This window comes from Hydrogenophaga sp., from assembly GCF_050250835.1.
Taxonomy (GTDB): domain Bacteria; phylum Pseudomonadota; class Gammaproteobacteria; order Burkholderiales; family Burkholderiaceae_C; genus Hydrogenophaga.
Genome location: NZ_JBFWNX010000019.1, coordinates 42620 through 56148 on the forward strand (window position 1 = coordinate 42620; position 13529 = coordinate 56148).

14 protein-coding genes are annotated in these 13529 nt (G+C 64.4%); 5 read left to right on the forward strand and 9 right to left on the reverse strand.

Features of this window, described 5'->3' with window-relative positions; all coding sequences use genetic code 11:
- Nucleotides 1-71: 71 nt before the first annotated feature.
- From AB7F11_RS18880 to guaB, 4 genes are all read right to left on the reverse strand, one after another.
- Nucleotides 72-1127, reverse strand: coding sequence for an aminoglycoside phosphotransferase family protein (locus AB7F11_RS18880; protein WP_428290488.1), 1056 nt, complete (start codon nucleotides 1125-1127; stop codon nucleotides 72-74).
- A gap of 82 nt (nucleotides 1128-1209) precedes the next feature.
- Entirely contained in the window at nucleotides 1210-2616 is a 1407-nt protein-coding gene (locus AB7F11_RS18885; RefSeq protein ID WP_428290487.1) for a tyrosine-type recombinase/integrase, read from the reverse strand.
- A gap of 226 nt (nucleotides 2617-2842) precedes the next feature.
- Nucleotides 2843-4459: a glutamine-hydrolyzing GMP synthase gene (gene guaA, locus AB7F11_RS18890; RefSeq protein ID WP_428300095.1), complete on the reverse strand. Its 1617-nt coding sequence runs from the start codon at nucleotides 4457-4459 to the stop codon at nucleotides 2843-2845.
- A 71-nt stretch (nucleotides 4460-4530) separates the two neighbouring features.
- Nucleotides 4531-6000, reverse strand: a complete 1470-nt coding sequence (gene guaB, locus AB7F11_RS18895) for an IMP dehydrogenase (protein ID WP_428300085.1) — start codon at nucleotides 5998-6000, stop codon at nucleotides 4531-4533.
- A 172-nt stretch (nucleotides 6001-6172) separates the two neighbouring features.
- Here guaB and AB7F11_RS18900 point away from each other — a divergent pair, with 172 nt between their 5' ends.
- Nucleotides 6173-6724, forward strand: coding sequence for a DUF4124 domain-containing protein (locus AB7F11_RS18900; RefSeq protein ID WP_428291647.1), 552 nt, complete (start codon nucleotides 6173-6175; stop codon nucleotides 6722-6724).
- Here the strand turns inward: AB7F11_RS18900 and AB7F11_RS18905 are convergent.
- Together AB7F11_RS18905 and AB7F11_RS18910 are read right to left on the reverse strand one after the other, a co-directional pair.
- Nucleotides 6718-7047, reverse strand: a complete 330-nt coding sequence (locus AB7F11_RS18905) for an RnfH family protein (protein WP_428300084.1) — start codon at nucleotides 7045-7047, stop codon at nucleotides 6718-6720. The genes AB7F11_RS18900 and AB7F11_RS18905 overlap by 7 nt on opposite strands.
- Before the next feature lie 263 nt (nucleotides 7048-7310).
- The gene (locus tag AB7F11_RS18910; protein WP_428300083.1) at nucleotides 7311-7757 is read right to left on the reverse strand and encodes a type II toxin-antitoxin system RatA family toxin; all 447 of its coding nucleotides are present in this window, start codon (nucleotides 7755-7757) and stop codon (nucleotides 7311-7313) included.
- A gap of 48 nt (nucleotides 7758-7805) precedes the next feature.
- Here AB7F11_RS18910 and smpB point away from each other — a divergent pair, with 48 nt between their 5' ends.
- The 4 genes from smpB (at nucleotide 7806) to AB7F11_RS18930 (ending at nucleotide 10157) form a co-directional block, all read left to right on the forward strand.
- Nucleotides 7806-8300 carry an SsrA-binding protein SmpB gene (gene smpB / locus AB7F11_RS18915; RefSeq protein WP_428291650.1) on the forward strand — a complete coding sequence of 165 codons (495 nt, stop codon included), beginning with the start codon at nucleotides 7806-7808 and terminating at the stop codon, nucleotides 8298-8300.
- Between the two features lie 94 nt (nucleotides 8301-8394).
- Nucleotides 8395-8769, forward strand: coding sequence for a hypothetical protein (locus AB7F11_RS18920; protein ID WP_428300082.1), 375 nt, complete (start codon nucleotides 8395-8397; stop codon nucleotides 8767-8769).
- A gap of 36 nt (nucleotides 8770-8805) precedes the next feature.
- Nucleotides 8806-9348, forward strand: a complete 543-nt coding sequence (locus tag AB7F11_RS18925) for a sigma-70 family RNA polymerase sigma factor (RefSeq protein ID WP_428291652.1) — start codon at nucleotides 8806-8808, stop codon at nucleotides 9346-9348.
- Between the two features lie 14 nt (nucleotides 9349-9362).
- The gene (locus tag AB7F11_RS18930) at nucleotides 9363-10157 is read left to right on the forward strand and encodes an anti-sigma factor family protein (protein WP_428300804.1); all 795 of its coding nucleotides are present in this window, start codon (nucleotides 9363-9365) and stop codon (nucleotides 10155-10157) included.
- Between the two features lie 5 nt (nucleotides 10158-10162).
- Here AB7F11_RS18930 and AB7F11_RS18935 read toward each other — a convergent pair whose 3' ends face one another.
- The 3 genes from AB7F11_RS18935 to AB7F11_RS18945 all read right to left on the reverse strand — a co-directional run bounded on the left by AB7F11_RS18935 (nucleotide 10163) and on the right by AB7F11_RS18945 (nucleotide 13491).
- Complete coding sequence (locus AB7F11_RS18935; RefSeq protein WP_428300080.1) at nucleotides 10163-11152, reverse strand: lipase family protein; 990 nt, start codon at nucleotides 11150-11152, stop codon at nucleotides 10163-10165.
- A 201-nt stretch (nucleotides 11153-11353) separates the two neighbouring features.
- Nucleotides 11354-12454 carry an enoyl-CoA hydratase/isomerase family protein gene (locus AB7F11_RS18940; RefSeq protein WP_428300079.1) on the reverse strand — a complete coding sequence of 367 codons (1101 nt, stop codon included), beginning with the start codon at nucleotides 12452-12454 and terminating at the stop codon, nucleotides 11354-11356.
- 29 nt (nucleotides 12455-12483) lie between these two features.
- On the reverse strand, nucleotides 12484-13491 hold the full coding sequence (locus tag AB7F11_RS18945; RefSeq protein WP_428291656.1) for a DMT family transporter: 1008 nt from the start codon (nucleotides 13489-13491) through the stop codon (nucleotides 12484-12486).
- Nucleotides 13492-13529 lie beyond the last annotated feature (38 nt).

A 13529-nucleotide genomic window follows, 5' to 3' on the forward strand; every position in this document is an offset into this window, starting at 1 on the left:
GCTCCGTATAAGAGGATGGGAAAGCCCATAGTCGGATGAGCACCCCAAATGCTTACAGGCAAGGGCACGCTTTAGCCGGCCAGCGCTCCCTGCAGCGCATGAAATTCGGTCAGCATGCGTTCGATGGTTCGCGGTTTGAGGTAGTCGTTCACCCTGCCCCGCACATGAACGATCAGCGCATCCTCGCTGTGCTGCGTGGACCAGTCTTCGCCATCGCCACCGCGGCCCTGGTGGTTGGCCGACTCGGCCAGCCATTTGGCACACCAGGTCACCGACCACAACCACATCAACTCACGCAGCGGCACCAGCGCGCCCCGGCAAGGCCCCGCGATGCCCTCCCCGACCGCCTGCGCCCAGGTTACGTACGCTCGCGCCACAGCGTCGATGGACAGCTCAAAAGCGGCCTCACGGTCCCAGGTCGTTGACGTGTACAGACTGGCGTGCGCCAGGTCGAGCGGTGGGTAGCTGTAGCGCAGCTTCTCCAGATCCACCAGCACCGCCTTGCCCGTCGATGTGATCAGAAAATTGCCCGGGTGGGCGTCGAAGGTGATCAGCCGCTGCGGACAAAGCTGTACCAGAGGCGCCATGCGCGGCGTCACATCCTGCAACCGCGCCTTCAAGACCCGAGCCGATTCGGCGGGAACGGCCGAATGGTCCAGATACCGGGCCTGGGCTTCGATCAACGCGACGAGACCTGCCAGCGGGTCCGACTCATCCAGCAGGGGCGCGCGGTCTGGTGGTGGCGGCACTGGCAACGCATGGATCGCAGCAAGGGCCTGCATGATGGACCCCAGATGCTCCGGTTGGCTGGCGGGAGTGCCGATGATTTCTTCGACCAGCAAGGCACCCCGCGGCAGATGCTCAGACGGGCCCAGCACCGCTTCCAGCTGCGGCACGTGCCCGGAGGGCTCTGCACGCCGAAAGCAGGTGCTCTGGTACAGCAGGTTGTCCTGGGCGACCAGCGCCATCTGGCTCTGTTTGGGGATTCGGGCCAGCAGACCCGTGCCTTTCAAACGCACATGCCAGTGGGCCAGACCTTTGTCCGGCAGGGCCTCCAGAACGACAGGCCTGGGAAACCGACCCGACAGCTGCTTGTCCAGCAGGGTCAGTATTGAGTCAAATTGCATGAAGCTCATCGTACAACCGCGCGATGGTTCAACGCAGCGACGTGGGAGCCCAACGGCGGGCTACAGCGGGTGCTCCATCAGCCTACAAGTTCATGCCTTCTGCATCGTGCGCCGCTGCATCGATTTTCGCCTTGCCCAATACGATGACCTCCCTCGCGGATTCGCCGCGCATCCAACTGTCCAGCATGTCCGCCCACACTTGCATTAGGGCCCGCCGAGGCCCGGATAAGCGCGCATGGTTGTAGGCCGCAGCGACTTGGTCCTTCTTCTGGTGGGCCAGGCAGGCTTCGACCAGGGCTTCCGGGAAGAGCGCGTCGTTGAGCCGAGACGAGAATGTTCTGCGCAGGTCGTGCACTGACACTGGCAAGAACAGCTCCTGACTGGGTGTTCGATCCTTGTTGATTCGATCCACCGAAGCGGCGATCGTTCGGTTCAGTGTGGCCTGGCTGATTGGCTCGGCGGAGTCATATCGGCCTGGGTGGACGAAGTTGCTTGAAGGAAAGCAGGTCCGAAGCGTTGTCAGGATGTCCAGGGCCTGTTCTGCCAGATACACCGTGTGCGGCTTGCCAGCCTTCATCCTCTCGGCGGGGATCACCCACTGTGCCCGCTCCCAGTCCACTTCCGCCCAGGTGGCTCCGATGAACTCTCCTTTGCGAACACCCGTCAGCAGCAAGAACCTGACCGCCAGTCGAAGTGTCGGCGCGGTGCCTGTCCTCTCCAGCGCGTCGAGCAAGGTCTTGATTTCGTGGCGGCTCAGATTGCGTTCGCGAGGGACAAAGGTCGCGTAGGCCTTCCGGGCGAGCGCTTCAGCCGGATTTGCGACATCGACGCCTTTGCCATTCGCGAACCGGTAAACCTGCAACACGAGTTCCCTGGCGTGCACAGCCGGGCCAGGGCCTCGCTCAGTTTTGACGCGGTCGAGCAACTCACCCAGCGCGACTGGCTTGATTTCATCCAGGTTCAGTTTTCCAAACGGGCCAGCCAGGATGCGGTCGTAGATCGAACGCCGTAACGCCAGCGTGCTGTCAGCGAGACGTTCGGCCCCGCTCTTGGCGTCGGACTTGAACTCGAAGTACCGTGTCGCCCAGCGCCCGAAGCTCATGGCGTCCGCGACTTCGCTGCGCTGCTCGACCTTGGCCCGTGCGGGCGACCGCCCGGAACTGACATCGACACGCGCCCGAGCCAGCAGGAAGCGGGCTTCCTCCAGCGTCACATCCATGCCGTAGGCCAGATGAGACCGCTGGGCGTGACGGGCAACCGGTTCATGGCGACCAATGGTCAGCGTCTCGCGGCGGCCGCTCAATCGATAGTCATAGCGGAAGGACCTGCTGCCACTGGGCGAGACGACGACGTAGAGACCGTTGCCTCCGTCGCTGACCTTGTAGGCCCGCTCGCCCGGCTTTAGTTCTCGCAGCTTGGCTTCCGTCAACCCGTGGCGTGTTTTCGCGCTCGCCAGCCCAACCCGCGCCCGTTCCATCAAGGTGTCCATGAGATCTCCGATCCGTTGCTTGTCGCAGGACCGAAATACCGTCATGGGGTCTGACGGTATCGCTGCAGGCCTGCAAGCTTAGGTGGCCGGATACCGTCAGGTCAACCGTCAGAACGCCTGGGACGCCCTGGGATGAGATGGGACGCCGTTGGACGCTAAGTCCTTGTCCCTACAGGGAAATCGGGTTTTCCTGGGATGTACCGAAACACCTTGGGACAATCTTGACTCATTCCCACTCGATCGTCGCCGGCGGTTTGGAGCTCACGTCGTAGGTCACCCGATTGATGCCGCGCACCTCGTTGATGATGCGGCTGGACACCTTCTTGAGCAGCGCATACGGCAGCTCTGCCCAGTCGGCGGTCATGAAATCGCTGGTCTGCACCGCTCGCAGGGCCACCACGTAGTCGTAGGTGCGGCCGTCGCCCATCACGCCCACACTCTTGACCGGCAGGAATACGGTGAAGGCCTGGCTGGTGAGCTCGTACCAGGTCTTGCCGCTGTTCGGCTCCAGTGTGGAGCGCAGTTCCTCGATGAAGATGGCGTCGGCCCGGCGCAGCAGGTCGGCGTATTCCTTCTTCACTTCGCCCAGGATGCGCACGCCCAGCCCAGGCCCGGGGAAGGGGTGGCGGTAGACCATGTCGTGCGGCAAGCCCAGGGCCACGCCGAGTTCACGCACCTCGTCCTTGAAAAGATCGCGCAGGGGTTCCAGCAGTTTCAGGCCGAGCTGTTCGGGAAGGCCGCCCACGTTGTGGTGGCTCTTGATCGTCACGGCCTTCTTGCTCTTGGCACCGCCCGATTCGATCACATCCGGATAAATTGTGCCTTGCGCCAACCATTTAGCGCCTTTTATTGATGTTCCACTTGAAGTCAGTTTGGCGGCTTCGGCTTTGAAGACCTCCACAAATTCGCGGCCAATGATCTTGCGTTTGGCTTCCGGATCGCTCACGCCCGCCAGGTGACCCAGGAACTGGTCGGCTGCGTCCACCCGGATCACTTTGGCGTGCAACTGGCCGACGAACATGTCCATCACCATGTCGCCCTCGTTCAGGCGAAGCAGGCCGTGGTCGACGAAGACACAGGTGAGCTGGTCGCCGATGGCGCGGTGGATGAGCGCGGCGGCCACAGACGAGTCCACCCCGCCCGAGAGGCCGAGGATGACTTCTTCGTCGCCCACCTGCTGACGGATTTTTTCGACCGCCTCGGCGATGTGGTCGCGCATCACCCAGTCGGGCCGCGTGCCGCAGATGCCGAGCACGAATCGCTCCAGCAAGGCTCGTCCCTGAACGGTGTGCGTCACTTCCGGATGGAACTGAACGGCATAAAAATGACGCGTTTCGTCGGCCATGCCGGCGATGGGGCAGGAATCGGTGCTGGCCATGAGCTTGAAGCCCGGCGGCAATTCGGTGACCTTGTCGCCGTGGCTCATCCAGACCTTGAGCATCCCGTGGCCTTCGGGAGTGTGGAAGTCGGCAATGTCCTTGAGCAGCGCCGTGTGACCCCGGGCGCGCACTTCGGCGTAGCCAAACTCGCGGGTGTGCGAGCCTTCCACCTTTCCACCGAGCTGCTGCGCCATGGTCTGCATGCCGTAGCAGATGCCCAGCACCGGAATGCCGAGCTGGTAGACCACGTCGGGCGCCTTGTCGTCCACCTCGTACACGCTGGCGTGGCTCCCGGACAGGATGACGCCCTTCAACTGCCCGTCGGCGGCGAATTCACGCACCCACTCCTCGCTCACATCGCAGGGATGGACTTCGCAGTACACATGCGCCTCGCGCACTCGGCGGGCGATGAGCTGGGTGACCTGGGAACCGAAATCGAGGATGAGGATTTTCTGGTGCTGCATGGGGTGTGGTGGGGTGCGGCGAGAAAAATGAAAAAGGCCGTCGCGCTGGACGGCCTGCTGGGCGGTGGCGGTCACTCCGCCCTGTAGTTGGGTGCTTCTTTCGTGATCTGCACGTCGTGGACGTGGCTCTCGCGGATGCCGGCCGAGGTGATTTCGACGAACTCCGCCTTGTGGCGCATGTGCTCGATGCTGGGGCAGCCGCAGTAGCCCATGGCCGCCCGCAGGCCGCCGGCCATCTGGAAAATGATGGAGACCACCGATCCCTTGTAGGGCACGCGGCCTTCGATGCCCTCGGGCACCAGCTTGTCCGCGTTGGGGTTGCCGGTGCTGCTTTCCTGGAAATAGCGATCGGCACTGCCCTGTTGCATGGCACCAATGGAGCCCATGCCACGGTAGCTCTTGTAGCTGCGTCCCTGGTACAGCACGATTTCGCCCGGCGCTTCTTCAGTGCCGGCGAACATGCCGCCCATCATCACGGTGTTGGCTCCCGCCGCAATGGCCTTGGCGATGTCGCCGCTGTACCGGATGCCACCGTCGGCGATCATGGGCACGCCCGTGCCTTGCAGGGCGCTGGCCACGTTGTCGATGGCCATGATCTGCGGCACGCCCACGCCGGCCACGATCCGGGTGGTGCAGATCGAGCCCGGGCCGATGCCGACCTTGACCGCATCGGCGCCCGCCTCCACCAGTGCCATGGCCGCGCCCCCGGTGGCGATGTTGCCGCCGATCACGTCGATCTGGGGGTACTGTTGCTTGACCCAGCGCACGCGCTCGATCACGCCCTTGCTGTGGCCGTGCGCGGTGTCCACCACGATGGCGTCCACCCCGGCTTTCACCAGCGCTTCCACGCGTTCCTCGGTGCCTTCGCCCACACCCACCGCCGCGCCCACGCGAAGGCGGCCAGCGGCGTCGCGCGCGGCGTTCGGAAAGTTCAGCTGCTTGGTGATGTCCTTGACCGTGATCAGGCCCTTGAGCTCGAACGCGTCGTTGACCAGCAGCAGGCGTTCGAGCTTGTGCTTGTTCAACAGCGTCTTGGCCTCGGCCGGCGTGGTGCCGTCGGGCATGGTGATGAGGCGCTCGCGCGGCGTCATGATCTCGCTCACCGGCAGGTCGTAGCGGGTCTCGAAGCGCAGATCGCGACCGGTGACGATGCCGACCACCTTGCCTGCCTCGACCACCGGGAAGCCGGAGACGCCCAGCTCGTCGGACAGCTTCATGACCTGGCGGATCGTGGTCTGCGGGGTGATGACCACAGGGTCGCGCAGCACACCCGATTCGTAGCGCTTGACCTTGGCCACATGCGCGGCCTGTTCCTGTGGCGTGAGGTTTTTGTGGATGATGCCGATGCCGCCCTCCTGGGCGATGGCGATCGCCAGGCGAGCCTCGGTGACGGTGTCCATGGCCGCCGAGACCAGGGGAAGATTGAGCTTGATGTTGCGGGAGAACTGGGTGGCAAGCGAGGTGTCCTTGGGCAGGACCTGGGAGTACGCTGGCACCAGCAACACGTCGTCGAAGGTGAGCGCTTTGCCGAGGAGGCGCATGGGTAAAGCTCCAAAAGCGACGATTGTAGCCGCCCGACCTCCGTGCAAACCCGCACATCGGGCAGCGCAGGGCCTACCGCTCAGCCACGAAAATCGACCGCTGCGACGGCTGGTGCGGCACCCGAGCCCTGGTGCGCTGCGCATCGCCATGGGCGAGGGCTAAACTTGCGCCATGCCTCAACACCTCCCCCACGTCCGGCGCTGGCGCGCCGCCTGCCTGACGGCGATTTTGCTGGCGTCCAGCCCATGGGCACTGGCGCAATGGCAGTGGATCGACGGCACCGGTCGCAAGGTGTTCAGCGACACCGCGCCACCTTCGGGCATCCCGGAAAAGAACATCCTCAAAAGCCCGGCGACTTCGCGGGCGCCTGTGCAGGCTGCGGCCACACCCGCCTCCGCGCCGGCTGCATCCCAGCCGGGCGCCGTACCTCAGCTGCCCGCGAGAGACGAAGAACTCGAAGCCCGCAAGAAGCAGGCCGACGAGGCCGAACAGGCTCGCCGCAAGGCCGAAGAACAGCGCGTGGCCAAGGGCCGGGCCGAGAGTTGTGAACGCGCTCGCAAGGCCAAAAGTGTGATGGAGTCGGGCACACGCCTGGCCACCACCAACGCCAAGGGTGAGCGCGAGATCATGGACGACAAGGCCCGGGCAGCTGAAGCCCGTCGCATGGACGACATCATCCGCGCCGATTGCGGCCCCATGCCCAAGACCGCCAACGCTCAGTAACCCGCCTTGGAGCCGGGCCTTCGCTTGGCAAACAGGCCGGTGGCTCGCGCACCCTGGCCCACGAAGCGCTCGCGCCGGGCCACTTTCGGGTCCACCCGCAGCGCCCTCACCACCTCGACACGGTCGCCTTCGCGCAGGGCATGCTCGGGGCCAGCCTTGCGGCCCCACACACAGGTCGTGAGCGATTCGGCCTCGATTTCCGGAAAGCGCTCTGGCCAGCCTGCCTGAACCAGCGCCTGCCACAACGTGCAACCGGACGGCACCTCCAGCGGTAGCTCGACGACCGAGCGCGGTGCTTGGGCGTACATCAGGACAACCTGCATCTCAGTGCTCCATGGCGCCGAGCGCCTTCCACGACGGATGAAACAGCGCTGCAGGGGTACCGTGGGGACGGCTTTGCCGGACCACGGGGGCCGCCCCCCTCCCGCCCAAGGCGAGAGAGGGGGGAGACGCGAAGCGGCGCGGGGGGTGTTTCATGCCAGGGCCTGTTCACACCATTCGGGGGGCAACCCCGGCTGCGTTCCGCGCCTTGCGCATGGCCATTTTTGATCCGCAACGCATCTTGGAAAAACAGTGTGAACAGACGCTAGTCCGCGCCATAGACCTGATCGGCACGCTTGACGAAGGCGTCGACCAGGTTGCCGGCGATCTTGTCGAACACCGGCCCGACCAGCGCGGCCAGCGCGCTGCTGGCAAAGCCGTAGCTCAGCTGGAAATCCACCTTGCAGGCGCGCTGGGTACCGTCGCCCAGTGGGGTGAATTCCCAGACGCCGTCGAGCCGTGAAAAAGGTCCGTCGACCAGTTCCATGAGCACCTTGCGGTCGGCCTCGTGTGTGTTGCGGGTGGTAAAGCTCTGGCGCAGGCCGCTGATGGCCATGCCCACTCGGGCCACCATGCCGTCCTCGGTTTGCTCCAGCACCTCACCGTGATCGCACCAGGGCAGGAACCTCGGGTAGTGCTCGATGTCGGTGACCAGCGCGAACATTTCATGAGCGCTGTGCCACAGCAAGACGGACTTGTGAATCGTTTTCATACAATCGAACTCATTGTATTGGCCTGAAATGGCCGCACCTCGCGCTTCATGGCCACCAAAAACAGCAAAGACACCAGCTCCAAAGGCACCGAAAGCCGCATCGCCGACAACCGAAAAGCGTTCTTCAACTACGCGATCGAAGAGCGTTTCGAAGCCGGTGTGGTGCTCGAGGGGTGGGAAGTCAAGGCGCTGCGCGAAGGCAAGGTTCAACTCACCGATGGCTATGTGGTCATTCGCGAAGGTGAGATGTTCCTCATTGGTTGCCAGGTCAACCCCCTGCACACCGCCTCTTCCCACGTGAGCCCGGACTCGGTGCGCACCAAGAAGCTGCTGCTTCACAAGGAACAGATCCGCCGCCTGATCGGCAAGGTCGAGCAGAAGGGCTACACCCTGGTGCCTCTGAACCTGCACTGGAAGAACGGCAAGGTGAAGTGCGAAATTGCGCTGGCCAAAGGCAAGGCTGAACATGACAAGCGCGACACCATCAAGGACCGCGAAGGCAGACGCGAGGTGGAACGGGCGATGAAGTCGCGCAATCGCTGAGGACTTTTTTTTTGGCGATGGAATAAATCTCCATGGCCTGGCGTTCGTTCCCATGCAGAGACCTTCTTCTGCCCCACCCACCGGAGAACGCGCCATGAAACGACTGATGTCCCTCGCCTTTGCTGCAGCCCTGCTGGGCGGCTGCGCCTCGATGCCCGCATCCACGCCTGCCCAAGTGGCCGACGGCGTGCTTGTTGGCCCGACCAAGATGACGCTCTACACCTTCGACCGCGATGCCTCGGGCAGCGGCAAGTCGGTCTGCAACGGCCCCTGTGCGGCCAACTGGCCGCCGCTCATGGCAAGCGCCACCGACAAGCCGGCGGGCGACTACACCGTGATCACCCGCGACGATGGACAGAAGCAATGGGCGATCAAGGGCAAGCCGCTGTACTACTGGGTCAAGGATGCGAAGCCCGGCGACAAGACCGGTGACGGCTTCAATGGAGTCTGGCGCGTGGCCAGGCCCTGAGCCCATCGCATCGACCCTGGCTGACGTCGGCGTGGCATGAATCCATCCGATCTCGTGGCCCAGATTCCCGGCTTGCGCCGCTACGCTCGCGCACTGACCGGGGACAGCTGGGCCGCCGACGACCTGGTGCAGGACACACTGGAGCGCGCATGCCAGAAATGGCGCCTGTGGGCCATCGGCTCAGACCTGCGTGCCTGGCTGTTCACCCTGATGCACCACCTTCACGCTGGTGGCGTGCGCCAGACCATGCGCCGATCCGCCTCGCTCAGGCAGGTCGACATTGACGACGTGGCGGCCGAACTTGTCGCGCCCGAAACCGCGCAGGATCTGGCGCTGGACCTGCAGCGCTGCCTGCTGCGCTTGCCGGAAGAACAGCGCGCCGTGCTGCTGCTGGTGAGTCTGGAGGACATGAGCTACGAACAGGTGGCCCGAATCACCGACACCCCCATCGGCACGGTGATGTCGCGGCTCTCACGAGCCCGCACACGCCTGCAGGCCCTGATGGATGCACCTGCCGTCGACCAGGCGCCCCAGCACCTGGATGTACAGCCCCCTGCGCACCTGAAGCGGCTGAAATAGCGCCGCCCCACACCATGGACAAGTCCACACTGCCACCGCCGCTGACCGACGCCGAGATCCACGCACTCCTCGATGATCAGGTGCAAGGGCCCGCACGCGCCGCACTGCTGGCACGCCTTCAACACGACGAGGCGGGCCGCCGGCGCCTCGACGCTTGGCAAGCCCAGCGCGACGCCTTGCGCGAGCTGCACCGGAATCTGCTGGACGAACCCGTCCCACCCGCGCTGCGCGATGCCGCGCAAGGCATCTACTTTTCGCGCCAACAACGCGCTCGCTGGCAGCGCTGGGGGGGTCTGGCCGCAACCATCGTGCTGGCCTTTGGCGCGGGGTGGCTGGGCCGAAGCTCATGGCCGCGCTACCCCACCGCGCTGCCCCTGGCGGCCCTGCCCGCCTTCGCACGCGATGCATCGGTGGCCCACGCCGTCTTCACCCCTGAAAAGCGGCACCCGGTGGAGGTGACCGCTGCCGAACAGGAGCACCTTGTGCAGTGGCTTTCGCGCCGTACCGGCAAGGCCTTGAAGGTACCCAACCTGCAAGCGCAGGGTTACGAACTGGTTGGCGGCCGGCTGCTGCCAGGCGGCGACGGCGCCCGCGCCCAGTTCATGTTCCAGAACACCCAAGGCGTCCGGTTGACGCTGTACCTGGGCGCGCTGGCGGCTTCATCGCCAGAGATCACCTTTCGCTTCACTCACGAGGGTCCGGTGCCGGGCTTTTACTGGGTGGATCAGGGCTTCGGCTATGCCGTGAGTGGTCCGTTGACGCGGGAAGCCCTGATGGCGCTGGCCGAGGCGGTGTACCGGCAGCTTTGAGGCCGTCAGCCCGTCGCCGCGTCGCTCACCAAGCTTTCTGCGCGCACGTCACCCGTCCACGCGAGCCCGGTGACAAACCGCTGCAGCGCGCTTTCCTTGCCCAGCCCCACCCGGTGCTGGTCGCTGAGAAGCGAGTCGATCAGGTCGCTGCTGCCATCCTCACGGCCGATCAGCAGCGCCACGAGATCGGGCGATTCCTGGCACAGCCGCGACATGCGCGGGTCGTACAGCATGGCGGCATGCAACTTCATGTCGTGCAGGGTGATCGCCCTTTCCAGGGTGAGCGGCTGAATACCGATGTCGATCACATGCTCCGTGCCGCGGATCGCGGTAGCGGGAGAACGCAGCAGGCCATAGATCTCTCCCCGGATGTACAGGTGCGCCACCCTCAGCCGTTCTCGCTGGGCCAGCACTTCGCCGGGGTGCCGGATGAACGCCTTCAACGCCTTGACCGCCCCATCTGAACTGCCCAGCAGCGATTCGATGTCGTTCAGGGCGCGAGCAAAGTCGCCGGGTGCAAGGGCCACCGCACGCAACGGCACCTGCGCGAAAACGGTGCTGGGCTGGTCGAACCACACGCTCATGACCGAAGCCAGGCCACCGCCCAGGCCATGGCCGGTGAAGATGATGCGGCTCGGATCACGGCCTCTCTGGAGCACCAGCTGACGCAGCAGGCCGTAAGTGTGGGTGGCCATCAGCATCGCCTCGGTGAACGAGGCCAGGCCCACGTCCAGCGCCAGGTTGGTCACGAATTCTTCGGCGTCGTCCGATGCGGTCAGGACGTCGGCTGTGAAGTCCCGCCCGGCAAAGGCAAGTACCGCGTCGCCCTGGACGTTCATGAAGGCTCTGGCATGGAAGCCAGGGGGATCGGGTTCGAGGGTCAGGTCTGACAGCAAGGACCAGCCTGCCGGCGGCGCAAGGCCATGGGGACCGTCATCATTGATGCAATAGGGATTGCAAACCATCGCCGACATCGCGGCGCATTCCTTTTCCATGGCCATGTTTCCTCCTGATCCAGGTCGCCTCAATGGCGGTCTTTTGGGATCGGAGTTTTAGTACAAAAGTGAAAACATGTCCATGAAAATTTGTGGGAAAAAGAGGTCATTACGCCTCAAATTCAGACCAATTGGCGTCAGTTGCAGATACGGGGATCAAGCTGCAAATCCCTGGGCACCAATTGCATTGGCCAACGCAGGTCAACCCAGTGTGCGCAGTGGATGATTTTCAGCCGACCATGGGCTTTCGAAAAATGCAGCGACTTGCGCGGGCGTCACATCTTCCAGGCGCGCGGGGTTCCATCGGGGCGCGTGGTCCTTGTCCACCGCCAGGGCGCGAATGCCCTCCACTGTCTCGCTGAGGGCACCGGGGCGCAGGTGGAAGCAGCGGTGAACCATGTCGCGCTCCATGCGCAGGTCGTCCGCCAGACCCATGCCACGAGCGCGCCGAAGCTGTTCGAGCACCACATGCAGCATCAAAGGCGAACGCTCGCGCAGTGTGGCGGCCGTGGTGCGCGCCCAGTCGCTGTCCGTGGTTTCGAGGGCCAGGATGATCTGCACCACATCGGGCAGGCCAAACACGCGATCCACTTCTTTCACCGGCCAGGTCGCCGGGAGCACGGTGGTGCTGAGGTGGCTGGCGCACCAGCGTTCCACCGAGGCACCGTTTTCGAACGGCGTCTGCGCGAACGAGGCCCACAGACCCGGCAGGCGACCGGAGTCGATGTAGCCGTCGGCCAGGCCGGCGGTGATCGCTTCCTTGCCGTTGAGCACCCGCCCGGTGAGCGCCAGGTACTCGCCCAGGCGGCCGGTACAGCGGCTGAGGAAGTACCCCCCACCCACGTCGGGAAACAGGCCGATGTGGGTCTCGGGCATGGCCAGTTTGCTGCGCTCGGTGACGATGCGCAGGCTCGCTCCCTGGCTGATGCCCATGCCACCACCCATGACGATGCCGTCCATGAAGGCGATGTAGGGCTTGGGATAGGTGTGGATGAGGTAGTTGAGCGCGTACTCTTCCGTGAAGAAAGCTTCGAGTGCACTGTCACCGGCCAGGGCAGCCTGGTGGAAGAAGCGGATGTCGCCACCTGCACAGAAAGCGCCGAAGGGGCCTTCCTTGCTGACGCCGCGCACGGCCACGGCCAGAACCAGGGGATCTTCGCGCCAAGCCTGCAGCGCGTTCGTGATGGCCCGGATCATCTCGAGCGACAAGGCGTTGAGCGCCTTGGGCCGATGGAGTGTGATGCAGCCGACGCGGCCCTGGATTTCAGCGACGACGAGGCTTTCGGTGGCGGGGGAATTCATAAGGGGGTCCGGTTCGGTCGTCGATCAGGTCATTGTGTCTGTTTGTCCACCGTCTGGATACGCGGTGTGCCCGTGCGAGATCGCCAACCCAGCAGCTCATTGAGCATCAGAGCACCAATCACCAGGGCGCCGCCGGTCAGCACTTCGGTGCCAGGCGCCTCACCCGCGCCTACCCAGGCCAGCAGAATGCCGAAGATGACTTCAAGCAAGGCGAGCAACGAGACCTCGGGCGCTTTCAGCGAACGGGCGCAGACCACCGCCAGCGCACAGGGAATGGCCAGTTGCACCAACCCGAGCAGACCGAGCCAGGCCAGGTCCGAACCTGTGGCCGCGAAGGGCAGCGCCAGTGGCAAGGTCATCAGTGAGGACAGCACGCCACCCAGCAGAACCGAAGGCACCAGGTCGATTTTTTCTCCGTGGGTCTGGCCCCGCTGCACCACCGTCCAGTTGATGGCTCCCGCCACGGGCACACAGAGTGCGACGAGCGACCCCGCCACCAGCCCACTGGTGTTCACCGAAGGATCGCCGAAGGCGTTCAGGAACTGGCTGCCGTACATGTAAACGATGCCCGCGCCAGCGGCAAGAATCGCCAGCCAGGTGCGCAGTGCCAACCGCTGGCCCAGGGTCACACGCGCCACCAGCGCGGTGAAGAGCGGCCCCACCGACATGATGATGAGAACGTTGGCCACGGTGGTGAAGCTCAGCGCCAACATGAACGCGGTGAACATCACGCTCCAGCAGACGCCCGAAATCCAGAACGCTCTGGAACGGGCCAGCACACCCCAGTGCCGCTCGAGAATGTCCTGTTCGCGGTCGTCAGGAATGAAGCCGGCGGAGCGATCGGCCGCACGCCACCAGGGCAGGATGATCAGCAGCGACAGCGTGGTGAAGGCGCTGCGCCAGAACGTCACCTCGAAACGCGCCGCTGATTCGAGCTGGCGCGACACCACCCCGGCGATGGACCACATCAGGGTCACCGCGACCATCAGGAACACGGCCTGGGTGTGGGTCAGGCGGCTGAGCGAGCGAAACGGCATGGTTCGGAATGAGAAAAAGGGCCGCGGCGCAGGACCGC

Bases quoted from the DNA above. Each gene is read 5' to 3' on its own strand.
- AB7F11_RS18935 (WP_428300080.1), bottom strand. From the start codon at position 11,152: ATGGAAAAGGAATGCGCCGCGATGTCGGCGATGGTTTGCAATCCCTAT.
- guaA (WP_428300095.1), bottom strand. From the start codon at position 4,459: ATGCAGCACCAGAAAATCCTCATCCTCGATTTCGGTTCCCAGGTCACC.
- smpB (WP_428291650.1), top strand. From the start codon at position 7,806: ATGGCCACCAAAAACAGCAAAGACACCAGCTCCAAAGGCACCGAAAGC.
- AB7F11_RS18945 (WP_428291656.1), bottom strand. From the start codon at position 13,491: ATGCCGTTTCGCTCGCTCAGCCGCCTGACCCACACCCAGGCCGTGTTC.
- AB7F11_RS18925 (WP_428291652.1), top strand. From the start codon at position 8,806: ATGAATCCATCCGATCTCGTGGCCCAGATTCCCGGCTTGCGCCGCTAC.
- guaB (WP_428300085.1), bottom strand. From the start codon at position 6,000: ATGCGCCTCCTCGGCAAAGCGCTCACCTTCGACGACGTGTTGCTGGTG.
- AB7F11_RS18920 (WP_428300082.1), top strand. From the start codon at position 8,395: ATGAAACGACTGATGTCCCTCGCCTTTGCTGCAGCCCTGCTGGGCGGC.
- AB7F11_RS18940 (WP_428300079.1), bottom strand. From the start codon at position 12,454: ATGAATTCCCCCGCCACCGAAAGCCTCGTCGTCGCTGAAATCCAGGGC.
- AB7F11_RS18930 (WP_428300804.1), top strand. From the start codon at position 9,363: ATGGACAAGTCCACACTGCCACCGCCGCTGACCGACGCCGAGATCCAC.
- AB7F11_RS18905 (WP_428300084.1), bottom strand. From the start codon at position 7,047: ATGCAGGTTGTCCTGATGTACGCCCAAGCACCGCGCTCGGTCGTCGAG.
- AB7F11_RS18910 (WP_428300083.1), bottom strand. From the start codon at position 7,757: ATGAAAACGATTCACAAGTCCGTCTTGCTGTGGCACAGCGCTCATGAA.
- AB7F11_RS18900 (WP_428291647.1), top strand. From the start codon at position 6,173: ATGCCTCAACACCTCCCCCACGTCCGGCGCTGGCGCGCCGCCTGCCTG.
- AB7F11_RS18880 (WP_428290488.1), bottom strand. From the start codon at position 1,127: ATGCAATTTGACTCAATACTGACCCTGCTGGACAAGCAGCTGTCGGGT.
- AB7F11_RS18885 (WP_428290487.1), bottom strand. From the start codon at position 2,616: ATGGACACCTTGATGGAACGGGCGCGGGTTGGGCTGGCGAGCGCGAAA.